Origin of the sequence: Vibrio sp. B7, assembly GCF_963888765.1 — a bacterium.
In the GTDB taxonomy this organism is placed as follows: domain Bacteria; phylum Pseudomonadota; class Gammaproteobacteria; order Enterobacterales; family Vibrionaceae; genus Vibrio; species Vibrio anguillarum.
Genome location: NZ_CAWPKR010000036.1, coordinates 204604 through 230731, shown reverse-complemented (window position 1 = coordinate 230731; position 26128 = coordinate 204604). Strand labels below are relative to the sequence as shown.

32 protein-coding genes are annotated in these 26128 nt (G+C 46.1%); 5 read left to right on the top strand and 27 right to left on the bottom strand.

Annotation, left to right across the window (positions count from 1 at the left end):
• Positions 1-372 precede the first annotated feature (372 nt).
• Together tal and tkt are read left to right on the top strand one after the other, a co-directional pair.
• Positions 373-1323 (top strand): transaldolase, encoded by a 951-nt coding sequence (tal, locus tag AACV32_RS13460; RefSeq protein ID WP_026027792.1) that lies wholly within the window; start codon positions 373-375, stop codon positions 1321-1323.
• A 75-nt stretch (positions 1324-1398) separates the two neighbouring features.
• A complete protein-coding gene (gene tkt, locus AACV32_RS13455) occupies positions 1399-3393 on the top strand; it encodes a transketolase (RefSeq protein ID WP_306690528.1) in 1995 nt (664 codons plus the stop codon).
• A 113-nt stretch (positions 3394-3506) separates the two neighbouring features.
• On the opposite strand, the gene AACV32_RS13450 is transcribed toward tkt, so the two are convergent.
• A complete protein-coding gene (locus AACV32_RS13450) occupies positions 3507-4124 on the bottom strand; it encodes an OmpA family protein (RefSeq protein ID WP_013867846.1) in 618 nt (205 codons plus the stop codon).
• A gap of 154 nt (positions 4125-4278) precedes the next feature.
• On the opposite strand from AACV32_RS13450, the gene AACV32_RS13445 reads away from it, so the two are divergent.
• Together AACV32_RS13445 and AACV32_RS13440 are read left to right on the top strand one after the other, a co-directional pair.
• Complete coding sequence (locus tag AACV32_RS13445) at positions 4279-4905, top strand: thioredoxin domain-containing protein (protein ID WP_170895269.1); 627 nt, start codon at positions 4279-4281, stop codon at positions 4903-4905.
• A 19-nt stretch (positions 4906-4924) separates the two neighbouring features.
• Positions 4925-5398, top strand: a complete 474-nt coding sequence (locus AACV32_RS13440) for an FKBP-type peptidyl-prolyl cis-trans isomerase (protein WP_017046439.1) — start codon at positions 4925-4927, stop codon at positions 5396-5398.
• 27 nt (positions 5399-5425) lie between these two features.
• On the opposite strand, the gene AACV32_RS13435 is transcribed toward AACV32_RS13440, so the two are convergent.
• Positions 5426-6031 (bottom strand): beta-phosphoglucomutase family hydrolase, encoded by a 606-nt coding sequence (locus AACV32_RS13435; protein ID WP_017046438.1) that lies wholly within the window; start codon positions 6029-6031, stop codon positions 5426-5428.
• Between the two features lie 194 nt (positions 6032-6225).
• On the opposite strand from AACV32_RS13435, the gene AACV32_RS13430 reads away from it, so the two are divergent.
• Entirely contained in the window at positions 6226-7998 is a 1773-nt protein-coding gene (locus tag AACV32_RS13430) for a methyl-accepting chemotaxis protein (protein WP_170895268.1), read from the top strand.
• A 96-nt stretch (positions 7999-8094) separates the two neighbouring features.
• On the opposite strand, the gene AACV32_RS13425 is transcribed toward AACV32_RS13430, so the two are convergent.
• The 25 genes from AACV32_RS13425 to gpM all read right to left on the bottom strand — a co-directional run bounded on the left by AACV32_RS13425 (position 8095) and on the right by gpM (position 26128).
• Positions 8095-8664, bottom strand: coding sequence for a YceI family protein (locus AACV32_RS13425; RefSeq protein WP_013867851.1), 570 nt, complete (start codon positions 8662-8664; stop codon positions 8095-8097).
• Positions 8661-9200, bottom strand: a complete 540-nt coding sequence (locus AACV32_RS13420) for a cytochrome b (RefSeq protein WP_170895267.1) — start codon at positions 9198-9200, stop codon at positions 8661-8663. Before AACV32_RS13420 ends, AACV32_RS13425 begins: the two co-directional genes overlap by 4 nt.
• Before the next feature lie 1087 nt (positions 9201-10287).
• Positions 10288-10485, bottom strand: coding sequence for a hypothetical protein (locus tag AACV32_RS13415; RefSeq protein WP_094164595.1), 198 nt, complete (start codon positions 10483-10485; stop codon positions 10288-10290).
• Complete coding sequence (locus tag AACV32_RS13410) at positions 10485-12077, bottom strand: hypothetical protein (protein ID WP_170895266.1); 1593 nt, start codon at positions 12075-12077, stop codon at positions 10485-10487. Before AACV32_RS13410 ends, AACV32_RS13415 begins: the two co-directional genes overlap by 1 nt.
• Entirely contained in the window at positions 12074-12547 is a 474-nt protein-coding gene (locus AACV32_RS13405) for a baseplate complex protein (protein ID WP_170895265.1), read from the bottom strand. The genes AACV32_RS13410 and AACV32_RS13405 overlap by 4 nt, the downstream gene beginning before the upstream one ends.
• A 10-nt stretch (positions 12548-12557) precedes the next feature.
• Complete coding sequence (locus AACV32_RS13400; protein WP_170895264.1) at positions 12558-13445, bottom strand: hypothetical protein; 888 nt, start codon at positions 13443-13445, stop codon at positions 12558-12560.
• 3 nt (positions 13446-13448) lie between these two features.
• Positions 13449-13973 (bottom strand): phage tail protein, encoded by a 525-nt coding sequence (locus AACV32_RS13395; RefSeq protein ID WP_249339498.1) that lies wholly within the window; start codon positions 13971-13973, stop codon positions 13449-13451.
• The gene (locus AACV32_RS13390) at positions 13973-15952 is read right to left on the bottom strand and encodes a phage tail-collar fiber domain-containing protein (RefSeq protein WP_249339497.1); all 1980 of its coding nucleotides are present in this window, start codon (positions 15950-15952) and stop codon (positions 13973-13975) included. Before AACV32_RS13390 ends, AACV32_RS13395 begins: the two co-directional genes overlap by 1 nt.
• Positions 15949-16605: a phage tail protein gene (locus AACV32_RS13385; protein ID WP_170895263.1), complete on the bottom strand. Its 657-nt coding sequence runs from the start codon at positions 16603-16605 to the stop codon at positions 15949-15951. The genes AACV32_RS13390 and AACV32_RS13385 overlap by 4 nt, the downstream gene beginning before the upstream one ends.
• Complete coding sequence (locus AACV32_RS13380) at positions 16605-17810, bottom strand: baseplate J/gp47 family protein (protein ID WP_170895262.1); 1206 nt, start codon at positions 17808-17810, stop codon at positions 16605-16607. The genes AACV32_RS13385 and AACV32_RS13380 overlap by 1 nt, the downstream gene beginning before the upstream one ends.
• A complete protein-coding gene (locus tag AACV32_RS13375) occupies positions 17803-18141 on the bottom strand; it encodes a DUF2590 family protein (protein ID WP_170895261.1) in 339 nt (112 codons plus the stop codon). The genes AACV32_RS13380 and AACV32_RS13375 overlap by 8 nt, the downstream gene beginning before the upstream one ends.
• The gene (locus tag AACV32_RS13370) at positions 18131-20119 is read right to left on the bottom strand and encodes a phage tail tape measure protein (protein ID WP_249339496.1); all 1989 of its coding nucleotides are present in this window, start codon (positions 20117-20119) and stop codon (positions 18131-18133) included. The genes AACV32_RS13375 and AACV32_RS13370 overlap by 11 nt, the downstream gene beginning before the upstream one ends.
• 16 nt (positions 20120-20135) lie before the next feature.
• Positions 20136-20270, bottom strand: coding sequence for a DUF6890 family protein (locus tag AACV32_RS17820; protein WP_445285788.1), 135 nt, complete (start codon positions 20268-20270; stop codon positions 20136-20138).
• A gap of 50 nt (positions 20271-20320) precedes the next feature.
• Positions 20321-20602, bottom strand: coding sequence for a putative phage tail assembly chaperone (locus tag AACV32_RS13365; RefSeq protein WP_170895260.1), 282 nt, complete (start codon positions 20600-20602; stop codon positions 20321-20323).
• Positions 20599-20901, bottom strand: coding sequence for an Rz1-like lysis system protein LysC (gene lysC / locus AACV32_RS17815; RefSeq protein ID WP_306690508.1), 303 nt, complete (start codon positions 20899-20901; stop codon positions 20599-20601). Before lysC ends, AACV32_RS13365 begins: the two co-directional genes overlap by 4 nt.
• On the bottom strand, positions 20810-21151 hold the full coding sequence (locus tag AACV32_RS13360) for a hypothetical protein (protein ID WP_170895259.1): 342 nt from the start codon (positions 21149-21151) through the stop codon (positions 20810-20812). Before AACV32_RS13360 ends, lysC begins: the two co-directional genes overlap by 92 nt.
• Entirely contained in the window at positions 21126-21716 is a 591-nt protein-coding gene (locus tag AACV32_RS13355) for a lysozyme (RefSeq protein ID WP_170895258.1), read from the bottom strand. The genes AACV32_RS13360 and AACV32_RS13355 overlap by 26 nt, the downstream gene beginning before the upstream one ends.
• The gene (locus AACV32_RS13350) at positions 21703-21912 is read right to left on the bottom strand and encodes an HP1 family phage holin (protein ID WP_094150658.1); all 210 of its coding nucleotides are present in this window, start codon (positions 21910-21912) and stop codon (positions 21703-21705) included. The genes AACV32_RS13355 and AACV32_RS13350 overlap by 14 nt, the downstream gene beginning before the upstream one ends.
• Positions 21913-21917: 5 nt before the next feature.
• Entirely contained in the window at positions 21918-22121 is a 204-nt protein-coding gene (locus tag AACV32_RS13345) for a TraR/DksA C4-type zinc finger protein (RefSeq protein ID WP_148636139.1), read from the bottom strand.
• Between the two features lie 8 nt (positions 22122-22129).
• Positions 22130-22582 (bottom strand): phage protein, encoded by a 453-nt coding sequence (locus AACV32_RS13340; protein WP_170895257.1) that lies wholly within the window; start codon positions 22580-22582, stop codon positions 22130-22132.
• Complete coding sequence (locus tag AACV32_RS13335) at positions 22579-23682, bottom strand: DUF2586 domain-containing protein (RefSeq protein WP_170895256.1); 1104 nt, start codon at positions 23680-23682, stop codon at positions 22579-22581. The genes AACV32_RS13340 and AACV32_RS13335 overlap by 4 nt, the downstream gene beginning before the upstream one ends.
• A 1-nt stretch (position 23683) precedes the next feature.
• Positions 23684-24364, bottom strand: a complete 681-nt coding sequence (locus AACV32_RS13330) for a phage virion morphogenesis protein (RefSeq protein WP_170895255.1) — start codon at positions 24362-24364, stop codon at positions 23684-23686.
• Positions 24361-24843, bottom strand: coding sequence for a phage tail protein (locus tag AACV32_RS13325; protein WP_170895254.1), 483 nt, complete (start codon positions 24841-24843; stop codon positions 24361-24363). Before AACV32_RS13325 ends, AACV32_RS13330 begins: the two co-directional genes overlap by 4 nt.
• Positions 24840-25301 carry a head completion/stabilization protein gene (locus AACV32_RS13320; protein ID WP_170895253.1) on the bottom strand — a complete coding sequence of 154 codons (462 nt, stop codon included), beginning with the start codon at positions 25299-25301 and terminating at the stop codon, positions 24840-24842. Before AACV32_RS13320 ends, AACV32_RS13325 begins: the two co-directional genes overlap by 4 nt.
• Before the next feature lie 110 nt (positions 25302-25411).
• Positions 25412-26128 carry a phage terminase small subunit gene (gene gpM, locus AACV32_RS13315; protein WP_170895252.1) on the bottom strand — a complete coding sequence of 239 codons (717 nt, stop codon included), beginning with the start codon at positions 26126-26128 and terminating at the stop codon, positions 25412-25414.

Sequence of the window (26128 nt, the reverse complement as noted above, 5' to 3'; positions counted from 1 at the left end):
TACTTTGCAACATTTGCTCACGGAAATTACATTTTCTCACTCTGATCAATGCACAGTAACGTTCGCTTTCAACCCTTGATAAATCTAAGCAAACGTTTATTTGTCAGCACTTAGATTAATTCACAAAAAAATAGTTGATTGATATCACTATAACCTCAGAACAGCGATTGACTTTCCCAGTGGATAAGATAAATATGGCTATATCATTTACTCAACGATCGAGCAAATGTTCAACGCAAATGTTCGGTCGCTGGAAATAATTGAGTTAGCTTTTCTGGCATGTGTAAGACATGACTATGTGATTGCTAACCCGCTTGCAAATGCCCAGCAAACTCAAAATCTGGCTTGGCCCAAAGAAATAGGATGATCGATATGAGCAATAAATTAGAGCAACTTCGTAAAATGACGACTGTTGTTGCTGACACTGGTGAAATTGACGCAATCAAAAAATACCAACCAGAAGATGCGACCACTAACCCATCTCTCATTCTTAAAGCGGCTCAAATTGCAGAATACGCGCCACTGATTGATGCTTCTATCGCATACGCAAAAACACAGAGCTCAGACAAGGCTCAACAAGTTCAAGATACTTGTGACATGCTTGCTGTCAATATCGGTAAAGAGATCCTAAAAACGATTCCGGGCCGTATTTCTACCGAGGTCGATGCTCGCCTCTCTTATGATATGGAAGGTAGCGTGACAAAAGCGCGCCAACTGATCAAAATGTACAACGATGCTGGCATTACTAACGACCGTATTTTGATCAAGCTGGCTTCAACTTGGGAAGGTATTCGCGCAGCAGAGATCCTTGAAAAAGAAGGCATCAACTGTAACCTGACTCTATTATTCTCCTTTGCTCAAGCACGCGCGTGTGCAGAAGCAGGCGTATTCCTGATTTCTCCATTCGTCGGCCGCATTATGGATTGGTATAAAGCCAAAGAAGGCCGTGATTTTGCACCGCAAGAAGATCCTGGTGTATTGTCCGTGACTGCTATTTACAATTACTACAAAGAGCATGGCTACAAGACAGTCGTGATGGGCGCAAGCTTCCGTAATATCGGTGAAATTTTAGAGTTAGCAGGCTGTGATCGTTTGACTATTGCCCCTTCTTTACTGGCAGAACTCGAAGCAGCTGAAGGTGAAGTGGTTGAAAAACTGGTTGACTCTCAAGGTAACAAAGAACGCCCTGCAGCAATGACCCATGCAGAGTTCCTATGGGAACATAACCAAGACCCAATGGCCGTAGAAAAATTAGCGGAAGGCATCCGTAATTTTGCCATTGACCAAGGCAAACTTGAAGTCATGATTGCAGCCAAGTTGTAATCCACTTACGAATTAAAATTTGGGGAACGATTAACGTTCCCCTTTCCTTTCTAACTCTATTATTTGTCGGTAATTATTATGGAACGTAAACAATTAGCCAATGCCATCCGTGCTCTTAGTATGGACGGTGTTCAACAAGCTAACTCTGGTCACCCTGGTGCACCGATGGGTATGGCCGATATCGCTGAAGTGCTTTGGCGTAGTCACTTAAACCACAACCCACAAAACCCACAATGGGCTGACCGCGACCGTTTTGTGCTGTCAAACGGCCACGGCTCAATGCTGATTTACTCTTTATTGCACCTGAGCGGTTACGCGCTGTCGATTGATGATTTGAAAAACTTCCGTCAATTGCACTCAAAAACACCGGGTCACCCAGAATACGGTTACGCGCCGGGCATTGAAACCACCACGGGCCCACTAGGCCAAGGTATTACCAATGCGGTCGGCATGGCGATGGCTGAAAAAGCACTGGCGGCGCAGTTCAACAAACCGGGTCACGACATCGTTGACCACTTCACTTATGTGTTCATGGGTGATGGTTGTTTGATGGAAGGCATCTCGCACGAGGCGTGTTCTCTGGCGGGCACACTGGGCCTTGGCAAACTGATTGCGTTTTGGGATGACAACGGCATCTCTATCGATGGTCATGTGGAAGGCTGGTTCTCTGATGACACGCCAAAACGTTTTGAAGCGTACGGCTGGCATGTTATTGCTGCGGTTGATGGCCATAACGCTGAAGCGATTAATGCCGCGATTGAGGCTGCAAAAGCAGACCCTCGTCCAACCTTGATTTGCACCAAAACCATCATCGGTTTTGGTTCGCCAAATAAAGCGGGCTCACACGACTGTCACGGTGCCCCTTTAGGCGCTGAAGAAATCAAAGCAGCGCGTGAATTCCTGGGTTGGTCGCATGCACCTTTCCACATCCCTGCCGACATTTACGCGCAGTGGGATGCCAAAGAAGCTGGCCAAGCGAAAGAAACCGATTGGAACGCCAAGTTTGAAGCCTACGCCGCCGCTTACCCAGCCGAAGCCGCTGAGTTCAAACGCCGCGTAAATGGCGAGTTGCCAGCAGAATGGGAAGCGAAAACGAGTCAAATTATCGCTGACCTTCAAGCTAACCCAGCCAATATTGCGTCACGTAAAGCGTCACAAAATGCGCTGGAAGCGTTTGGTAAAATGCTGCCAGAATTTATGGGCGGCTCGGCAGACTTGGCACCGTCCAACCTCACCATGTGGTCGGGCTCTCAATCGCTCACGGCGGAAGATTTCTCGGGTAACTACATTCACTATGGTGTGCGTGAATTCGGTATGACTGCCATCATGAATGGTATCGCGCTGCACGGTGGCTTCGTTCCTTACGGCGCAACCTTCCTGATGTTTATGGAATACGCCCGTAATGCAATGCGAATGGCCGCGCTGATGAAGATTCAGAACATTCAAGTGTACACGCACGACTCTATCGGGTTGGGTGAAGATGGCCCAACCCATCAACCGGTTGAGCAAGTGGCTTCACTGCGTTTGACACCAAACATGAGCACATGGCGTCCGTGTGACCAAGTGGAATCAGCCGTCGCATGGAAGTTGGCGATTGAGCGTAAAGATGGCCCATCAGCGCTGATTTTCTCTCGTCAAAACCTAGCGCAGCAACCACGCAGTGAAACGCAAGTTGCGGATATCGCGAAAGGTGGTTACATCCTAAAAGAGTGCGCGGGTCAGCCTGAGCTTATCCTGATTGCCACTGGCTCTGAAGTTGAACTGGCGGTAAAAGCTGCAGAGCAACTTACAGCTGAAGGTAAGAAAGTGCGCGTAGTTTCGATGCCATCGACCGATGCGTTTGATAAACAAGACGCAGCCTACCGCGAAGCCGTACTACCAGCAGCCGTGACTAAGCGTATCGCTATTGAAGCAGGTATCGCGGATTTCTGGTACAAGTACGTTGGTTTTGGCGGCAAGATCATCGGTATGACTACCTTTGGTGAGTCAGCACCGGCGGATCAACTGTTCAAAATGTTCGGCTTTACGACTGAAAACGTGGTGAAACAAGCACAAGAACTGCTTGCTTAAGTCTTCTTATTTTTAATGCAAAAGCCCAGCGAGTCATTCGCTGGGCTTTTTTGAGCTTGTCGCGTGTGAAAAGAGATACATCACTTAAAAGGCATGCCACCAAAAGGCATAACTTAATTATTGGAAACAATAAATAACACTTCCACACGACGGTTACATGCTTTACCTGCATTGGTTTTATTCGTACAAGCCGGAACGTATTCACCATATCCACGGGTAAAAATAGAGTCCATCGCCACATTACTTTTCACTAAAGTGTTCTTTACCGCTTTCGCTCGACGTTCAGACAAACCATCATTAAAAGTTGGCGCTCCACTACTGTCCGTATGGCCATCAATCACAATATCAATACCGGGTTCTGAGGCTAAATAACGTCCCATCATAGTAAGCCAGTCACCAGAACCAGAGGAGACGGTGGACGAGCCCGTTTCAAATTTCACCGTATCTTTCAATTTAACCATAATGTGGTTACCCGGGAGAACCTCGTAATCAACGCCATTCTTCAATAAAAAACTTTGCAAAGAATCATAACTACTCACGCGCTGCTGTCCCATCGGGCCTTGAACACCTGTTGAAGCAATCTTCGGCGCATAGCCCCATTCAGGGTAGAGCACGTCAAAATCACCTTTTGGCGCTGCATCCAATAGATTGTCGCTAAACATCCGATCTGCGGTGGCTAATGTTCCACACCCCGTTAACAACATCAATAACGGTAAGGCTAAATACTTCATTCAAGCATCACTCCATTCTCTTACTACCTAAACTGTATCGGCCAAGACTGTAAAACTTTATATATATTTGGTAGCAATTTCGTCGTTGTTTCTGTTTTCCTTGTCACGGTAAGCCGTTAGAATTCAAGTATTCTTTTTTAACTCAATACTCGTTATGAAAAAAAACACACGCTATTGGTTGGCTCTCATCACAACACTACTGATTCTAGCAGGCTGCGGTGACAACACTACGCCACAAAAAGGGAAACAATATGATGAGCTTCCCGTAAGTCTTGCAACATACCGCCTGCCAGCCGTCACGGAAGTGTTTTCGCTGACTTGCGGACACTGTCGTTCAATGGAAAAGGTCATCCCAGAGCTAGAGAAAATAACAGGCGAAACATTTGGTAAACTGCATGTCACCTTTAACGAAGGCGCACAGATTGGAGCCATGATTTACTATTCAGCCGTGATGCAACTGGGAGCAATTCCCGATCATGCCATGATGGAACAGCTATTTTCGGTCGTGCAAATGGATCAAGAAGTAACGTTAAGTGAGCGTAAAGAAGCGATTGATTTGGCCTTCAGCCAGCGAGGGCTAATCAGCCCGTATTCGTTAGATGATGAGCAGCAAAAACAGTTATTCCAAGAGATTCAGCTCGCTGATGATATTTCAGTAAAAGGCCAAATCAATGCCGTTCCAACCTTTATTGTGAAAGGCAAATATTTAGTCATCACCTCCGGTCATAAAGATGTAGCAGATATCGCGAATACCATCTCATATTTATTGACTCACCCCTAATCCACAAGGCTTTAAAAATATGTCTAAATTTGTATTTCCAATTATTATTTTTTTACTGGCTGGCTTTTTTATCTATCGTACGTGGAATAACCACAAAATTGCCGATGAAAATTTTGCTAAAGGCCAAGCGTTTTTGGCTGAAAATACTCAGCAAGATGGCGTGATAACAACCGAAAGTGGCCTACAATATCTCGTACTCCAACAAGGTACTGGCACCGTTCATCCGAAAGCCAACAGTCGTGTAAAAGTGCATTATCACGGTACTTTACTTGACGGTTCGGTGTTTGATAGCTCGGTTGAACGTAACGACCCGATTGTGTTTGGTTTGAAGCAGGTGATTCAAGGCTGGCAGGAAGGCCTACAACTGATGGTGGAAGGACAAAAAATGCGCCTGTTCATACCCAGTAATTTAGGTTATGGCAAAAGTGGCAGCGGCCCTATCCCACCGGCATCCGTACTAATTTTTGATGTGGAATTAATTGAAATCCAGTAAAGCGGTGTTGAGCCGCATTACGCGGCTCTATTCTTGAGAAGGGACTGGATAAAACACCAGTTTTCCTTCCTCTACCATCACACAATCCATTCCTCCAGCGTGAGCGGCTTGTTTACCCAAATGAGTATCTTCAAACACCACACAATGCTTAGGTTCGAGATCTAATAAAAAGGCTGCACGCAAAAATGTATCTGGATTCGGTTTATGGTTTTCAACATCAGACGCCGTTACTACAGCATCAAAGCGATTTAATAGCCCAGACTTTTTAAGCAATGCGAGTGCACTTTGCCTTTGGCTTCCAGTCCCAATCGCAAGCTTCTTTTTACCATAAAACTGCTCAACAACTTCATGAGTACAAGAAATTACCTCGCCACTATTTTCGATAGAAGAAAATGCCGCCATTTTAAATTGAGCGACCAGCTCTGGCACCAATTTGAGATCGTGCAGCTTATTGATTTGTGAAACGATTTTAGCGCTAGGCATGCCACCTAAACTGTGCAACCACTGTTCTGAGAATGGGAAGCGAAAATGTTGCGCTGTTTTTGACCAAGCCTCTAAATGCGCTGGCATGGTGTCAAGCAACGTACCATCCATATCAAAAATAAGTCCTTGGTAATTTTCTAATTCAATCATGTTTACAGAGCGCCTCTAACAAATTCTATGGGAATCAACAAAATAAAAGTTCCAATATTGTGTCACGATAATGAATGTAATTTATATTTTTACGTTCATTGATATACGCTTCATTTAATCCTAACATTCTAATTAAACATACTAATAATTACATTTTCATCAATTATTGTCATTTTACTTAGGTGTATAATCTCATGAGTATCAAACAAAAATTATATTCACTGGGTGCTATTGCGGTTATCGGGGTTCTGGTAATGTTAGCCACTACCACACATTTTTCCCAAACCACCGAAACGCTCAATCAAGCCATTAACTTAGTCGATAAACTTGAAATTAGACTGCTCAATTTGCGGCGCAATGAGAAAGATTTTCTTCTGCGAAGCGACGTGAAATACCTTGAAACCTTTAAAAAAAACAGCACTCTTTTTTTAGATCTGGAACAGCAACTTTCCCTCATTCTGTTAGATCGAGATCTCCCCTCTAGTAGCCAACTCCGACAAGATCTTTTGGCTTATAAACAAGGTTTTGAAAAATTGGTGCAGGCTTATAGCCTATACGGATTAAATGAAAAATCCGGCCTTTTAGCCACTTATTTACAAGCATTGGAAACCATAAAACCTAATGCTGATGATGCATTACTTTTAGAGCTGATGGCGTTTGATCAAAGCGTGCACGTTGGAGAGCTGCAAAACAGCGCAGTGACTAACCGTTTTCCGGCATTAGCACAGGCCGCCCAACAGCTTGTCGATCAGAAAAAAGTGATTGGTTTGAAATATAATCAAGGGCTACTTGGTGAAGTACGTAACCTTTCTCATAATGTTGAACAACAGTTTGTTACCTTTTCTGAAGTGTTAAATAAAGAGATTACAAGTATTGAGCAAGAACTTAACTATGTGAAACAAGGGCTCAGTGCGTTAGTGATCGTGCTAATCCTTGGCTTTATTCTCCAAATAGCGCGCTCCATTAACGTGCAAGTGAGTAAGTTGTTGTCAGTGATGCAAATGATTTCAAACAGCAACAACATCAGTTTGCGTGTTGAACTGACTGGCCGCAACGAGTTGGTATCGATCGCAACTTATTTTAATACCTTACTCGATAAGTTCGAAACTCTTATCGCTGGCTCTCAAACAAAGTCTCACCAGCTATCGAACAGTACATCAAGTATGCATAACGAATTAGAAGATGTGATTGAACAGTTTCACGTTCAGGCTGACCACACCACGACAATGGCAACGGCCGTTCAAGAAATGGTGTCCACCATCAGCGAAATTTCAGAAAGTACCAGTGTAGCGGTAGAAGGTGTACACAAAGCCGCGCACAATGCTCAGCAAGGGCGTTTGGTGGTGGAATCAACGGTAAAAAATGTCGATGAACTCTCACGAACATTGGAAAAAAGTCAAATCTCCATCGCCTCATTGAACAAGCATGTCGAACAAATTGGCGGTGCTGTTAACATCATTCAAGGTATCGCAGAGCAGACCAATTTACTGGCATTAAATGCCGCGATTGAAGCCGCTCGCGCCGGAGAACAAGGCAGAGGCTTTGCTGTGGTCGCCGATGAAGTCCGCGCACTTGCCAGCCGCACGCATCAGTCAACGGAAGAGATCACCAATGTCGTTTCTGCAATTCAAAGCCAAATGAGCACCGTTGTCACTGATATTGCACAATGCAACACTCAAGGCCATGCGACGCTAACGGCTTCAGGAGAACTGGATAATAGTTTACGTCAGATTCTCTCTGACATGGAAATGATACAAAGTAACTCTGAGCGAATCGCCTCTGCAATTGAAGAACAAGGCATTGTGATGAACCAAGTCAGTGAATCGATCACCGAACTTAACTCTATCTCTGATAATAATATGCACTCAGCCAAACAGTGTTTGATTGAAGTCGATATCGTTTCCAAGCAAGCAAACGACATGGACAACGCGGTCGCCGAATTCCAGACTCAGAAATCCGTCAGTTAGCCAATGTATAGAGATAAAATATAGCGAGAGTTAGTGAAAAGGGTCTAGAGTTAGACCCTTTTATTCATGTTTGCTTAAAGCATAACAAGATGTGGATTACTTTTGTATTCCTTCAACATAGAGTTCCATATCGACATAGCTTGAAGCGCCCATTACTGCAATATTGAAATCCGCGAGTTCGATACGTGTTGTCCCCGAAAAACCAGCGCGTTGGCCACCCCATGGGTCTTTACCTGCACCAATAAATTCTGCATCAATAGTAATGGGTTTGGTTTGACCATGCAGAGTAAGATCACCGAGCACTTCTAGTTTACCATTCCCTTTATCAACCACTTGAGTACTGGTAAACGTGGCTTGTGAATATTTTGATGCATCAATGAAATCAGCACTACGAATATGTTTATCACGTTCAGCATGGTTACTGTCCAAGCTGCGAGTATCCACATTAACTTTCACTTTTGAGCTTGCAAGGTCGTTAGGATCGTAGGAAAACTCACCATCAAACTTGTTAAAGCGGCCCTTGGTAAAGCTATAACCAAGATGGCTGACTTTAAAGTTAATTGAAGCATGCGCACCTTTGGTATCTATAACATAGTCAGCAGCGTTTGCACCTAGCGGCATGAGTGTTGCGAAAGCCAATCCAGTAGCAAGTAACGTTTTCTTCATTTAGAAGCTCCTATCATTTTTCGTAGTGTATCGTCTTTATCAATAAAATGGTGCTTGAGTGCGGCAACAGCGTGCACGCCTGCTAAAATAATCAGCGTCCAAGCTGCGTAAAAGTGAACCGTACCAGAGAGATCGGCTTGTCCTTCAAACAACAAGCCCATACTTGGTACAGTAAACCAATTGAAAACATCAATCCCTCGGCCATCTTCTGTTGAGATCAAATAGCCTGATACAAACAGCGTCATCAATAATAAATACATTAATCCGTGCGCCGCTTTAGCCGCAATGTGCTCATAGTGGCCGCCACCAATGGCAGGAGAGACACTCACCAACTTCCATAGTATGCGGAACAGGGTGACCGCGAGCAGCAACAAACCGACAGATTTATGCCAATGTGGCGCGGTGTTATACCATTGACTGTAATAGGTTAACTCAACCATCCAGATCCCAGCACCAAACATACCGATGATAACGAGTGCGGATAACCAATGGATAAGACGCGTGACTAAGTTGTAATTTTTAACTTCAGTTGTCATAAATTTTCTAAACCAGCAAGTGAAACAGCAACAAAGTGAATTGAATCTATATTCTAGCCTAAATTATTAACACAGTATTTACCATACTTTACATTGTGGACATACTTTAGTACTGATTGAGTTATTCGAAAAAACTGAAGGAACTTATTGTGGATATAGATAACCACGACTTAGGCTCAAACAACTTGAAACAACGGTAGCTTCAAATCATAAGGGTTTAACACCTGTAGAATGCTCGTATTAGAAGAATAGTGTGAAAGATCAAGAACTCGCCATTTGCTGCTCGTGCTTGTTGATAACTGTGGTAATCTTGTTTGGCTTTATTAAAGGAGAACAACGAGTTGCTACTGGACATTATCGAGCAAAACAAAAAACATAATTAAAAATCAACAGGTTATTTACTAACGACTTATCTAATGGCGATGAAGTGGCGACAGATTTATTTTTGCTTACTCTCTTTTATGCTTTTCTATGATTCAACGGAATCGCGCTTTTCGTCTTGCTTTTTTACTTGCGCCCTGCCCTATTTTTAGTTCGTCCGTCATGAACAAAATTGAAAAAATGTTTTCCCATGCAAAATGGGCTTGAGCCCTTGCGGCGTTTGGCTTTGCCTACACAAAAAGAGATCTTCGATTTACTAAACAGATCATCAAAAACCCTCACGGAAAATAAAACAAACTTTGAATTTCAATAGGTTAAAAATCAACACGCGATCTTTTGAGATCGTTGTTTTTTCAATTTACTGAAAATAATTTCATTTATTGAAATTTTTAAACGCCCTTTTTACCCTTATTTTCTGCCTCTTTCCAACACCGCAAGCCCCTTGCTATATAAGGCTTGGCGGTATGGTTTGCCCTTTTCGCTACGGCCTGATTTTTCGCAACTCAAAAACTGTAAAAAAAGTGATCGAAAAAGCGCGCAGGCGGGTGTAGAGGAGCGCGGATTCCGTCCGCGAGAGACTCCTTTACGTGGCGCTGTGCTGCCTGTTTCGGCTGTGGGTGCGTGATACGCGTTTTAGGTTGGTGCGGACATAAAGAAACGCAGCCGACTGGCTGCGTGTGTTGTGGTGGGTTTGGTGGCTAGTGTTTTATAGAATTGACCACTGCCCTGCAGAGCTGCCACTTGTTACGTTCGCTTTAGCATCTCTGTTAATCACTGTTTTCATCGCAGCCGCTATCGCTTCCATAAACGCATCGTTCATTTGATGGTCACCTTTAGTGATGAACCCTCTTGCCTCAAGTTCTTTGATTAACTCTGCTTTAGTCGCTTCTAATGTGACTGCCATTATTTACCTGCCTTAACTGTTGCCGATAAGTCTGAATGCGGCTTGCCTGTGAATGCGCAGATACAATCACCTTGCACTACGCCTTTGCCGCCGTTCATTGTGATTAAGTCAGCGGTAAAGCGCATGTTCTTTGCCGATGCTTCCCAGTCTTTCTCTATCACTTCTAGTCTGTTGCCCATTACTTTTAGTTTGTCGTCTTGCGCTATGACAATGTTTCTTAGCTTACCGATCACTTGAATCATTTCGCCTGCCGTGGCTATGTGCATGTTGCTTAGGCTTCCTAGCTCGATGTTATCACCTGCTAATAACTCAATGGCTCCCAGTGCTTCGATTAGCTTTTTGCCTATGATGTTCTCTTTGCTGTGTTCGTCTACGCTTATGCTGTGTTGACCAAACTCGGCTTGGTATCTATCTGCCTTATCATGCTTTGCAAATGCGGCTTGGGTTTGGCTTTGGTCGGTTTTCTCTGTGGTGTTGCCTGCGGCATCAACACGGCGGCTTACTTCTTCGCGTTGCTGTTGAAGTTGTTCACCTGGTGTTATTGTTGGCAGCGCATATTCACGACCGTACATGCCGCGAATGATTGGCCTATCGTTGCGGCCATAGGCGAAAGCGATTTCTACTAGAGTTCCCTCAAGCGGGTACGCTAACAAGCCTGACTCATGGCCGCTCATGTTAACCGGCAGCGGAACCGACCGATAAACCGGAACGCTGACATCTGGCATCATGTTTTCATCTAAAACTTGAACGTCGATTGCGTAACGTGGCCGGAATGGGTCAGCGGTTTGCCCTACTTTTGCGGTGTCTCTTACTGCTTCTACTCTGCCAAATTTTGGCAAATGATAGCCTGCGGCCAGCTCTGGAAAGCTGTCTAATGTTTCACGCTTTTTTGCTGGCACTTCATTTTGTGATGAAAGCCAGTGCGCGGTCATTTCATCATCAAACAGTTCGATTTTTGTGATGCGATTGCCATTGACGGTTCGACCGGGTCGAATCATCGGGAACGGTACGAATGTAAAGCTGTTCGCGTTTTGCCTTGTGCTGAATTCGCTTGGCACTGACATTGGCTTGTTGTAGAAGTGGCTGTCTTGATATGAACCAAAATAGATTTGTTGGTCTACGTCTTGGAACCACACGCAATCATCAATATTGAATGCTTTGGCGATTTGCTCTAAACATTGATAGCCGTCACCTTGGCTAACGAAATTCGGGATCACCGCTTTGGTGTATTCCGCTTCGGGTAGTTTGAATTCTAAGCCCGTGAGATCACTTAACCGCTTGAGAATGTCTGCAATGGTTGGGTGTTCAATGCTCACCGTCCAACGTTGACTTAAAATACCTGCGTATTCCTTGACGACTATTTTTTGATAGCCATTTGGCGCAGGTTGTATTTTTTCGATGAACCCTTCAAACCATGGCGCGGTATTTTCTTGATAGCCGATATCAAAGCGCACCGCTTGGTTTTCTGCCAATGGCTGTTTTGATTTGATGACAAACACGGCTTTACTGCCAAGCGACAATTTTAAGCTGACTTTGTTACTTGATAGCACTACTTCTTCGTTAGCAATAAACAGGCGCTTGCTTAACTTCATTTTGCTACCTCGTTATTGGCATCAAGCGCTTGCTGTAGCCGTGTATTTTCGCGTTGCTCTGGCTTTGTTTGGTCTTTTGCGCGTTGTTCTTTTTGCTCTGCTACGCTGTTGTGTTCACGCAGTTTGAATGACACCCGCCACGCCAGCGGGTTTTCTTGCTGTACTGCTGAGAATTTACCAACGAATTTCACGTTGCGAACTTTGAAGGCGTTGGCCACATCGTTGACGACTCGGTAAATTTTGCGATCACCGTTTTCGTCTTTGGCGTTGCTCATGCTTTCTAGCAAAGTCAGCTTTTCTAGGTCACGAAATGCAATTAAGCCCGAAATATCAAGCATGGCGGCTTTTTCGCCTTGCTCGGCATCGTCTGTGAATGATGATTGGCCTGACATGTCTTGGCTTTTGAATTCTCGCTCAAAGCTGACCAGCACGTTTTTAATGCCGAAGGTTATGCCGTCTAGTGCGAACATAGGCTAACTCCTAACAAAGTAAGTCCTCAAAAAATGCCAGATGGCGATCACTTAACATCACACTGGCTAAGGTATGTTGATGATTATTGGGTGCGCCCGCTTGAACTAATTGTGTTGCGATGCTTTCTGGCGTTCCGCTGAGTGCGAATGAATACACGCTGCCTTTTAGCTTCTTGAGTGCGTTTATCTGTGCGCTGACTTCACTCAGCTTTTCACTGCGCTTGGCGGCTAATGCGCTGAGTTTGCCGATCACATTCGTGCTGTCACTGGCCAGTGATTCAAGGGTGGCGATTTGCGAACCTTGCAGCGCTAAGTAGTCACGCAACGGGGTGGCGTTGATATTTGCCGATGGCTTAAAGCGTGGCTGAATAATGGCCGCAGGCTGTTGAAACTTGTCGCGTTCATTGGTTGTCATGGCTTGCGCTTGCCTTGCCACTTGGCACCAATCCGGCAGGTTAAAGACACTGACTAGTTCGGAGAGTTGGCTTGCAAAACTCGTCATGCTTGATGCAGTTACCATGATTGCTACGGCGTAAATTTGGCCTTTTGGCCTATGGGTGTCGGAAAGGTCACGCAGTTTGTTAGCTATTATTTTTACGGCGGTTTGCGGGTTTAAGTACGCACCTGAATCTAACTTGCTGCCCACTTGGAATTGATATGGGCCAACTGTTAGCACTGTGCCGTGATTAAGTAGCGATTGCAGATCACCCCGCAACCCAAGCAGTGCTTGCGCCTCAGCACTTAATGAGTGACGCCCGAAATTGGCGTCACTGTTGAGTGGTGTTAAGCGGCTAACCGCCCCATTCATTACCGTGCCGACTTGGCTTGTGACCGCCTCGGCACTGGTTTGAATGGTTTGGGCGCTAGTTGACCATGTTAGCGATGAAGTTTGCCACATGGTTTAGGCCTCTGGCGGGGTTGGCCAAGGGTTTTCAGATCGTATCTTTAGATACAGCGCGTTAGCTTGTAGTCGATATTCTTCTGCTTTTTCTTCGTCACCTTCAATGTCTAGAATGCGCTTGCCTTCGTTAGCAAGACGATCAACATCAAGATAAAGATAAGCGCGCTTATCAGTCACTTGCTGCACTTGCGCTTGATACTGATTTTGTAAGTTCGTTACCCAAGAGTCATCAATCCATTCATCAAATCGAGTTTTTGGATCGTCTAGCGTGTAGTCGTCAGTCACTAGCGTTTTATCATCAAACTCTTTTTTCTTTGTGCAGTCTACTTTTAGATATGCTGTGACTTTTCCGGTGTAAATAATTAGCTCGCCATCTTTTACAAATGCCTTTCGTCCGTCCATTTTTGCGGCTAGAGCGGCGTTGTACTGCTGCTCTGTTATTTCGATTGCGCCGTCACAATATTCAAACATTAACGCATCGTCAAAAGCGAAAAACGTCTGCAATGGAGATTCTTGATTATCCATTAGTAAATCCTCTTATATAAAGGTTGAATAACACCAAAAACTTGGACTCTATCAGCCGTAGGAACGACTGAAGATAAATCGAAGTCAATACGGTTTTTCTTTGCTTCTTGTGCGAAAGTTTCACCAGCTTGTACTGATACTTGCGACGAAGAAGAAAAAACCCCCGTAGCGCCAGATGGGTTAGATTTGTCAGAACCAATAAATGCCCCCGTGAAGTTACGCATAGCATCAGGGATAATCACGCCATAAGTCAGCCCCGGAGTCGGCATTGCTCCCATTGTATTGAGCATGAAAATTTGCTGTCCGTTGAGTGGTGACAGCGTAGAGTTGACGGTCATTTTCACAACTAAATTTGGAGCTGTTCCTGAAATCACTTTGTTATTGAGAAGGCTACCATTGTAAGCATCATCAGCAGTAAGCTTTACAAAGCGAAAGCGCGGGTCATCGGTAGGCGGTGGTGTGTCGAATGCCATTTCAGCGCCAATTGGAATTGAAGCATATTCTTTGTTAAAAGAAACGGCATTAGCAGACTCTTCATCACTCACATCCGGCCAAACTCCGGGAAGTTCGCTACAGCCTACGAATTTGTGTGCTCCGCGGGGGATTCCTAGTTCTATTAATTTTGTAAAATTAATAGAAACTCTTGCTGTCACGCCGTCGGGTCTTTGGGCTACTCCAACACCGTGGGTTGATGCTGGGCCAATAGTTGCTTTGAATACTCTGTTATCGGGCAATTTAATGCCAAAAAATGAATTAACATCTGCAATTAAATCCACATAATAATAACCACCATCGGCGGATAACACTTCATTATCTTTTGCAAAGTTTATTACCTCCTGACCCAACCCAACAAAATAACCAAGCGCAATTTCGGCCCCCGAAGGATAATCCCTCGGCGTCGCATCTGGCAATGGATGCCCAGCTCTGCCCGGTATATTCCAGTTTTGATTGCCTTTGAGGCGGTTTTCGACTTGGTTTAATGCCCATACTGGCTTCCAGTGTGACCAATCTGTGTCTGTTGACGGATTAACAGCGCCGCCGTTGTTTGGGCCGCTGGGTTGGACGGCAACATAGCGTTGGTCGCTGACTAACGCTTGATAACCCGCTGCGTAATTTACAAATGCAGACCACGGTTGTTTTAGTGCTTCCAACCCACCTTTAACCCGCCAATCAACCACTGAACCATTGGCATTAATTCCGGCGAGCTTTGCCACATAGTGCTTACGGCCTGCGGCGTCTACATAGTCATTTAATTGAGTGGTTGAGACTTTAATCGTTAGCGTGTTTTCCCATGCTGACAATGCGGTGCCGTCTCGAACGACATCGATATAAATTCCGTTTGGTTTGGTCGTGATGGTTTGCAGCACTTCGCCGGAAAGTACGGCGCGCAGGCCACCAACGTAGACAACCCCCGGTGTGATTTTGTATTTGTTCGGGTCGGCTTGCTGGGTTACGTCGAAGCCGTCTACAAATGCGGTGTGGCCGTAGTTGTCTAGGCAGGCTAGGCGCAAATCTTCATCCATGCCTTTTAATCGGGCTTGGTAGTCAATTTGCCATGTGGCTGCATCAACTGTAATGCCTGCAATTTGCGCTGCACCTGTATATTGCTGCATTAGGCTTTTAGTGCTTGCCGCACCGGATTCTTTAGTTTCGGTGGCTTTGTGTACAACCATGCCACACGAATTCTGAACATTCTTATCACGCATATAGATTGCGTTAAATGTAAACTCTGGCGCAGACCCCGGAATAACTACTGAATAAACTAAAGCGTTTTCGCCTAGCTTACCTTCCTGATCAATATTTTGTTGGTAAACCCATAAAGACACATCTGGCAGTCCTTGATTACGATCAATTGGCTGGCTCGGGTCTAGGTCTGGGATGTACGCAAAAATCATCTCGTTCATGTCTGGCCCTTGGCCAATACTAATCTGATTTTGCAGATATTTTTCAAACTGAAGTGGAATGGCCGTTTGGCTCATGAGTTACCCCCCAATGTGGCGATAAATAATTGTTGATGGTGCTCAATAGACTGAGGATTAAACTCCACAATTGTCACCTCTTCTGATTTTGCGTAGTAGATAGCTGAACTATGGCTAAACTCTCCATGCTGTATGCTTATCTCGCTTGGGTATGTCACTTGGAAGCGATAGCGGCGGCAGGTTCTGCCGTATTGTTCGATCAGCACTTGCACTAGTTTGCTGTTCTGTGAAATGGCGCTGTCGGTTAGTTCGATGGTGCACACGTCCCACTCGATCACATCTTCACGTTCTTTGAATGACACAATGGCGATGCCTAAGCGCTCAAAAATACGCTTAAATCCTGCCACGCTGCCTGCATCTTTCGCGTTGATGGCCGCGAACTTTACGCGCTTGCGAAATAGCGAAAGCGGTTCGTTTTCAAAGCGGGTTATGTCTCTATCCCACGCCATTAAATTAAGCAGGGATTCGCTGCAGGTTAGCGCGTCCATTTGGCGCAATGGGAATAACAGCCAAGCGCGAACCATTAGCCAAAAACTGAACACTCCTTTCGACAGAAAGTGCGGCTCTTTGAGTTCTTCGGCGGTTGTGCTGCCGTCTTGCCACCATGGGATCACCACCTCTGGCAGTTCTGGCGCGTTGTTGGGTTCGCTCATTACTCGGCCTCGATAACGGAAAGTGATTGTAAGCGTGGCTGCGCAAGTAGGCTCACGATGTCTTTTTGCACTTCACCATCCACGGTGATTCGTACTGATTCGACTTCAAGCATGTTGTTGTGAATTTCGGTACCCAGTTCTGACACGCTAAAGCGGCTTTGCGGCCGTGCTCTGGTCATTTCTTGGTAGGCTTCGGTTTCACGGAACGCGGCGCGAATTCTGTCTTCGACTTCTAGCAGTTCGTTAATTTTTGCCATTTCACTGGTGTTGTTCTTGAACACGACTTCAGCAATGACGACATGCTGAGTTTCATACATCGCTTTGCATGTCAGCACGTCACCGTGGCCGTGGTGTCCTTGCGCCATGATGTGATCATTTAACTGGTCAAGTATGGGCTGTGGCGTTGGCCCCACTTCCATGACAATTAATGCGTTGGCGGTGGCGGGTGTGATGTGGCCTGTGTTTTCAAAGTAGATGTTGTCACTACGAATACCCGCCACGCTTGAAATGATGGAGCGATACACATCATCAATGTGCCATTGGCCGGAACTGGTGAAGGCGTTTTGTAGGCGCAGCGCTAATTCTTCGTCGGTTTCTGGGTTTGCACCTAATGTGGTTATCCATTCGGGCTCGTTCACAGCGGCAATGATGCCGGGGATTTCTTTTTGGATGATGTTGAAATAGCCCGCTGGCAGGTTGTAGGCTTGGCCCTCGCCCACGGCTTCGGTTAATACTTTGCCCGTTGCTTCACCTGCGTTTATCACGGTTTCTTCCAGCACTGCCACTTCATAAACCACGCCGTTAATGGGCAGGGTTTGGATGATGGCTCCGGCTTCTACGGTGACGGCATCGGCGGCATTGGCTTTGGTTAGTGTGATATAGCCTTGGGTTTTTACCGCGCCTTTGGGCGTGATGTTGTATTCCCATGCTTTTAGTTCTAATGCCCAACGCTGCGCGGTGCCAACGAACATGTTGGGCATAACGTAACCCGCGAGCAACACACGAATTAACCAAACACAAGGCGTAACCACGGCGGCGCGAACCCAACGCCAGAACGGTGACATTTTAGAGTCGTTAGAGACTTCACTGCCTGCGCCTGTGACTTCGGTTTTTAGTTTGGCTTCGAACTCGTCTTCAGTAACCGGCACATCTGACTGAGCCAGAATGTCGATAAAGTCGGCGGTTGGTCTTTTACCGTTACTCATTTACGGGTACCTCGATGTTGATAGTGCCGCTGTAGTCGTAGGCTTGCGCGGTGAGTGTGATGTCACCTGCGTTCTGTTCGGTGGCGACTGCGGTACCGGGGATAATGCGCGTATCGCTTTCGGCTTTTTGTTCGATTTGTACTAACACGTCAGCGCGTAGCACTGGGTTGCGTTCTGCAATTAACTTGCGCGCTAGGCCGCTTTCCATGATGTCGTGCTTTACGTCTTGGGCAATGCTGTATAAGTCGCTGCACTTTTGCGGCTGTTGGCCTGCGTCCATTTGCCAACCGCCGTCGATCACTTTGATGTCGACATATCTTTTATCCGGCATCTAAGTCTCTCTTTTCTTCGACGTCTTCAAATGAGAAACCGTTAGTCGTCGTCACATAAATATCGCCATAATTTCTGCTATTCACGGTTTGACGGCTTTGGGTGCTGTTGAGGTTTTGCACCATCGCAGGGTTTAGCGCGGGCGCGTTCTGTGGGTTTTTGTAGTCAATGACGGATGTGTCAGCGTTGGTCACATCAATCGAATTAGATAAAGTTCCGCTGACTTCTGGGATGTCTTTAAGATCACTAACACCAAGGTCAAAGTTAATATCAATGCCGGGGATTTTATTGATTAGTTGTAAGAACTGCTCTAACGCCATCATGACTAACTTGATTGGCATTAAAATGCCCTGAAAAACAGTGCCAATGATGAAACCCACCATTTGTCCTGCGCTTGCGAAAGAGCTTAAACTTTCTGAAGCAGCATCAATCGGAGTCAGTAACTTCACAACCCAATCAAACACCCAACCGATAGCGCTACCTATTAACTTGAATGCTAAAATTAGCGGTTCAAATAATGTCGCAACGCCTGAAGCTTCAATAAACCCGCTAATAAAGCCATCTAAAAAAGCCCCTATGTAATCTTTAAAAACCCAAATGGCGGCGGCGGCCGCAATGATTCCAGCGACTATCCATGTGATAGGGTTTGCCCAAAACGCCGCGTTCAGTAGCCACGTTTTCAATGTGAGCATTTGAGTTGCCGCACCTAACACTTTTAGCGAACTACTCAAACCAAGCATGGTCACGGCCCAGCCGCCGGACATCATTTTAGCGATACCCATTACGAGCGAGAGCGAAGCCACCACACCGCCTAGCGATAGCGCACCGATAGCGGCATAACCGAGGTATTCTGTTAGCAGTGGGTATTCACTGGTTAATGAAGTGAGCCACATCAAATGGTCGGCAATACTTCCAGCAACAGCATTGTAGGCAGGCAACACGTAGCTGAATGCGGCGGCACGAATAGCAAACCATGATGCTTCAAGCCGTTGCGATTGGTCGGTCATGGCTGCGGCCATTTTTAAAGCAGTATCCATGGATGAGTTTTTATCCAACTCAACAATACTATTACCTAGGGATGCCGTTTTATCTTGTAAGTTTTGGATTAACTTAACTGCTTCACCAGAGCCAAAGGCTGTAAACAAAACATCATATTGATCATCCGAAGATAAATGGCCTGTATTTTTTTTAATTGATTCAAGTATGTCTACCATCGGTAGCATCTTTCCGTATGAATCAAAAAATGATAACCCTAATTTCTTTTGAGCTTTGACTGCACCGCCAATGAATGCTGTATATTTTGTCGCCGCCTCTCCGCCTCCCATAGTAGCGGACAGCATACCTAAAACTGACATTTGCTCCGCCATGTCCACGCCCATAGCCGTAGCCGAAGAACCTAAGGAGCTAAATGCTTGAGACATTTTATTACCATCAGTCTTAAACATCTGAACGGCTTGCGCTGTCATTCCGGTAACACGCTCAACCCAATTAGAATTACCTAAGTTAGCGGCGTCTTTTTCGAAAATACCATACATAGTACCCATGTAATCCGTAATGGTTGCGGTATCAGCTTTTGTTGCAGCGGCTAAAATTGCGGAGCTTTTAGTAAAATCAGAAAGCTCCGTTCCTTTTAATCCCGCAATTGCAGATTGAATCTCATAAGCTGCACCAACAAACTCTGTAGATGATTTCCCGTACTCTCCTGAAAAATCTAAAGCTGTCTTTTTTAAATGCTCTAGAGTATCAGCAGCTACATTTAGCGATTTCACCTCACCAATTTTACGGTTGATTTCAATAGCGGGCATTAATGCGTTTTGAATGGCGAAACCTGTTGCAACTAAACCTGCTCCACCTGTCACCATGTCTTGCATGCCGCTTTTACCGACATTCATGGCTCCTTGGATTTCTTTGGTGATGCCCTGCAATGGTTTGGTGATTTGGTCAATCAAACCTATTTGCATGAGTAGTTTTTCATTCATCAGCGTTTAACCATTCTCAATGTTTAAAAAGTTTTGCTATTGCTGTGCCTACGGCTATTTCCATGCGCTCTTTTTCGTGCTTATCAAGCCACAAGGCGCGGGCTAGGTTTTGCGGGTCATCATCTTCGTTTGGGAAGTAATAACGCCGCAGGGCGAACGCTTGTTCTAAGCCGTTTTGTTCAATGCGTTCGACCTTGCTTTTTAGTTTTTTAGCGTGATGGTGATGCCGCCTTTTGAGGCTTCATGCACTTTGCTATGCAGCTCTACCGCTAAACCCGGAACGGTGTTTAATAGTTCAACCAGTTCACCTTTTTTCTCACTTTCAACGGTGCGTTCTAAGTAAGTGCGCGCTGGTGCCACTTTGTTATCTGGCATGACTTCGTTGGTGTAGTTGTTTGCATCGTTCACGGTGGGTTTGAAAATGAATTCAAGGCCGTTGATTTCTACAGTGACGGGTTTGGTTGCGAATGCAGCTTTGCTCATTGTGTTTCTCTCTCTGTTTGTTGTTCGTGCTGTGCACGCCAATTTAAATAGTCTTCAATTTGTGTATGGCACTCGGTGAGTGCGTGTTTTAGTTTTGGAATGTCTTCGCTTACCACTTCTGGCCATGTGCCGATGATTGGCGGCTTATGGCAAGGAACTAACATTCCCGCAGGTGGCAATTTGATGATCACCTGCGTTGAAACGGTTTCAGTAGGGCTCGCGCAAGCGGTCAGTAACAGCACTAGGAATATGGCATTCAACGTTTGCCAACTGGGCTTTAAGTGTTGCCATGTCTGCATTGAGCTTTTCCTCTGCTTGTATCTGTTGCCGCTTGCGCTGCACTAACAGTTGGTTGGTTTGTTCGGCTTCGCCCTTTAGGAGCCCGATGGTTTTTAAGTTGCTTTGGTTATCCGCTTGGGCTTTCGTTAGCTGTTCGTTCAATGCGGTTTGTTTGATTTGGCTTGCGTCTAGCTTTAGCCATAACACCCAAACTGCGACAAGCAAGGCGGCAACGCTTAGGTATTTAATCCACTTCCATGCAGCGAGCATATTCAAGCCCTCGCCTGTTAATTAAACCGGGCAACTTTTTACCACCGCCATACACCCACTTTGGCAGCTCAGCGCAAGCGGCCTGGTAGTTACCTGCAATGGCGTAGCTATAAATTCGCGTGGCGCTGTGGTTTGGGTTGCGCCTAAACCGTTCGCACCCTGTATTGAACGCGAACGAGGTAAGCGCATCGAACTGGCCTTGTGTCATGGGCTTGCCGGATGTGTTTTCCACTTGGCTAATGCAGCGCTCTGCCTCTTGCAGGTTTTTCACCCAATCTTTTGCGACTTGATCAAGGCTTACGGGCTTAGGTGGTACGCCGTGCGTGTTACCAATGCCGTTAGTGACTAGGCCGCTTGGGCAGTTGTACGGGTCTAAACGGCACCCTTCCGCATTGCCTGTCATTTCCAGCGCTTTAGGGCTAATGCGCAGTTCACCTAGGCTCTGCCCTTCGATCACTACTTGACCAACGGGTTTGATGAATTCGTCACCGTAAATGGCTGCGCCGCCAGTGACTAAGCCGATCACCGCTGCGACTGAGCAAATGATTTTGTTAGCTAACTTCATTGAGAAATACTCCTTTTTCTCTGGCGATTTTCTGCATGGCTCTTTTGTGCCAAACGTTAGCCAGTAGCGCCCCCACACCGATCAAAATCGATACGAGGAAGTACCATTGTTCTAGTGTCATGGAACTTAATAAAACGCCCGTTCCTGACATGAAATACGCGATATAACTTGTAAGCCTGTCGTACCAATCTGACATTTGATTCACTCCTGCTCGGCTTGGCATGGGGTGCAATATTGGCACCCTTTTATTTCTTCCTGCCTCGCTTTTGGTATTGGGTCGCCACATTCACGGCAATGTGTCCGGCTTGGCAAATGGGTATTTTGCATTGCCCTTGCCAGTTGGTTGGCCAATGCCATTTGTTGGAATTTGGCGACCGCTTTATCAGCATCATCAATTGCGTCCATGGTTGTCCTTAGCTGATTAGGCCGCGTGTATCTTCTGGAGTGAGATACGGCACGCCATTGATGCGAACAAACAGCGGGCTAGTAACAAAGCCTTTGAGTTTGCGAGTTGATTTATCGGCGCTTTCTGGGTCAATACCGATGATGTCGGACAGCACGAACTTGACACCGAACAGTTCGATTTTGTCTTCGTCTACGCCGTTGTTGGCGTAAAACAACATATCGTCGGGTTTGATGCCTCGGTAACTGCCTGCGGCTTTCGCGGCTTTGTGTACTTTTTTGAACTGACTAAGGTCGAGTTCTAGCTCTACATCACAGCCGACTTTTCCATCTACATAGTCGTCGGTGATTCCACGCGTATAAGCGACTTGCGATTCATCGTTAATAGTGGCGGTCGCGCTTTTTACGTGCACAAACTCACCGAACAATGTTGTGTCGAAGCTCTTTCCTGAGAAACGGCTCATGATGTTGCCCCCTGTTTAATTGAAATGGCGATGGTGATTTTTACGGGGCATTCGTAGGGTTGAACGCTCATGTAAATTTCTACTTCTTCAGTGCTTACCCACTTGATATCGATGTCGCCATCTTCAGGCGGGTAGATTTCACCCGGCACACCCTTTAGGGCCATTTGGCGTAAGTCTTGCGTGAAGTAGAGTTTTGCCGCGGCGATGCTGCCTGGCGTTGAGTTCAATGTTCGATCACCGATTCGAGCGATACCGCGAATGCGAACTTTACGGGCGGCTTTCATGGCGACGCGAATGTGGCGAATGTCTTGGTAGTCACCACCGGGCACATCAAGCGTGCGGCCAGTTGTCCAATATTGACCGGGGTAATCCGGATACCACATTGGCACGGCGATGCGGTTTGATTCCAAAGCGCGCAGGGTGGCTAAGTCTAACGTTTTGCCTGCGCTGTCTTTGGCTAGCTCGGTATTGCCTAATACGCTGCCTGTTTGAACACGTGCGGGTGAGTCGGCTAGTGATACTTCTTGGTTGGCTAAACGGCCTGCGTATTTGCCAAGGGTGGTGCCATCAGCATGGACGTTTGGCACAACGGTGATGTATTCGCTTGCCACGTCTTTGGGGATGTTAACAATAGCGGCTAACCACTGTTCCCATGTTTGTTCTGCGGTGACGGCTGGCAGTTGGCAGATCACCCCAACTTCACGGCCTAACTGGTTTTTCAGCTCGGTGCGAACGGTGATGGCATCTTCAATCATGGCTTTGGTTTCGCAGTCGAAGCCAAGCACAATCATTTCAAAGCTGGATACTTCGTTAGCTTTGTGAATGGCGTCTTGCCAGCTGTCGGCCTCGTCTAAGATCATCACGCCCGCTGTCCATTCACTTTTGCCGTTAAGTTGGGCGGCGGTGATGGTGGCTAACCCTTCTGGGTTGGCGGCGGCGAGTTTATCGGCTAGGTCGGTGGTTGAGTCGACCATAATTAGGTTACGCTCTGCCCCTTGCGGAACGGTGCCGTAAATAACGAAGAGAAAGTGATATTCAACCCCGGCAATGGGGCCGTTCATCAAGTTCAAGATTTTTATAATAACGGTTGGCCATGCCATGTTAGTTGCTCCTGTTTCGTTGCATTTCGCGTTTGATGATCATTGCCACTCGTTTAGGGCTAACGCCTATCAATCGCCGTTCTGGTACTTCAACATCCCAATATTCGGCTGGGTCTCTCTCCCTCAGCTTTCTGATTTGATAACTCGCTCTACCGACTGTAAGGTTTTGAGTTATCCACTTAATTGTTGGTTTTCTACCTTTCTTACCTTTTTTACTGCCCTTTTCCGGCGGCATCCGGTAACCCAATTCACGAAGTAACTTGGCTTGAATTCGTGTCGCTGGGTCGTCCTTGTTGTGCTCTGAACCATCTTTTTTCTTTTTTTTATTTTCGATTAACTTGGCCTTAACACTGCTTTTCTGCCGATTCCCAAAGTGATGGCGGTAAGCGACATATCCCGAAAAACCCAACCAACCAACTATCAATTCTCTGTTGTTATTTTGTTGGCGAAATTTAACTTTGCGCTGCAAGCCCTTCATCATTTTGGCTTTTCCACGTTTACGCTTTTTCCAGTGGTTTCCTTCTGGAGTTCTCTGCTCTCGAATATTTTTCTTAGTCGCTTTGGTTTGATATTTACCTAACGAATTAAGAATTCGTTTCCGCTGCTGTGGCTTGAGTGTTAACAAATCAAGAGTTTCACGAATCCTAAGCAAGCTTTTGGTATCAGCCTTAACCGTTATCATCTGATCACCACGTCACGTAGGTGTTCTGCCACCCAAATTTCGTACTGGGCTATTTTCCAGCGCTTGCCTTGCCAGTAGATATTTCCTTCAAGGTCTTCAACGACTTTGATGGGTTCTTCAAACATGACTTGGATGATCACTTCTGCGCTGCTTTCGTCTTCGACTACCACGTCAATGCTTGGGTCTTTGAGTTCGCCTAGTTGTTCTTCTCGTTCTTGGTCGTAATCCATGAGCCATGCGCCAACGTTGGCGAACAGTACCGCAGGGTCGTATTTCTTGAATGGAAGGCGGTCTATGTAGAATTCAGCCATGTAGCGTTGCTGCGCGATGTCGATGCCGTTGCCCATATTGCGCGGCATTAACACAAGCTCGATGTCGCTCATTTCAACTTCTAAGCGTTTGGCTATTTGCTCGCCTAAGCATTTATCGATGTGCAGCTTTAGCGCGCGCATTTTCTGGCCGACTTGGTATGTGCTCATATCAGCTCCATTGATGAGCGTTTTAGCCCTTGCATGTGGCGGATGATTCGCGCGGATTCGGCTAGCAGTTCGTTTTTGATTTCGGCACTGCGTTCTGCCAAGTGATCACCTTCTTTTTTCTGGTGAACGGTTGAGAAATCTGGCAGTAGGTCGGCTTTTGCTCGAGCAAAGACAGCGGCTTGATATTGAATGACGACGCGGTTTTTATTGCCGATGTACGGGAACGCTTTGATTTCTTCGGCGTTGTTGATGCCCTCGGCCATGTAGCTGGCTTTGAGCATTTCCAGTTCAAGGTTGACGGATGCAATAGCATTGGCGACAGCGTGTGCGATGCGTTCATCGTCTTGCGCGGCGGGTGTTCCTCGCATGCGCTCAAAATCACCGGCATTGACGTTTGGCCAAAAACCATCGTTAGTGATTTCGGTTTCTTGGTAGCTGTCGTTTGATGCTGTGAACATTCTTCACCCTTTTCAAATAAGTGCGCCTCTAGCCACTGGGTCGACGGTTAACAATGAACCACAAAGGTTATTGCAACCTCGCCAGCCGAGGCGCGGCGGCGTAGGAGTCTTTAAAGCTTGCCGTCTTGAATGGCACGAATGCGCATGTCAATTTGGCCTATTTTGGTTTTCACTCCGCACTTGCTGTGCACTTCGTGTGCTTTCAGCAACAGCGCTTTGGCTTTTTCAAGTTGTTCAATGGTGCCGACTTGGCTTGGTTGCGGTTCGCCTTTGCTGTTAAGCAGCAACCCGTAACCTGCGAACTTGAGCCATTCTGCATAGAGCTTTTCAGGTATTACCCACTCTTCTTTCCAAAGCTTTTCAAATACGGTGCTGAAATATGGGTCTACTGAGTTGCAAAATGATTGTTGGTTGGTTGCCCACTCCAACACTTCACGAGCAATGAACGTAGGCCATGTGCACTTGAAGTTTTCCGGCGTTGGCAGTTCTCGCTCAATGGCTTTTTCAACCCATGCCAAAGCGGTATCAAAATCACTGGTATCGACTAACCACACGATCAAGTCGGTGAAGATTGGGTTTTGATAGCGTTCGCCTGCTTCCAAGTACGCTTCTGCCACTGGCTTGTATTTGGGAATAAGCACTTCGCGTTTGTGGTTTACCTTCTGCGCGATTTGAACAAAGCTTTTTAGGGCTTTTTTGTCTTGCTCAAATTCGATTAAGCGAAGGTGTAAGCTGTCCAAACTTGCAGTGGCATCGTGCGCCACTGCGTGGTTGGTTTGCTTGGCTTTTAACAGTGCATCGCGCTGCTGTTTAAGTGGGCTAACCAT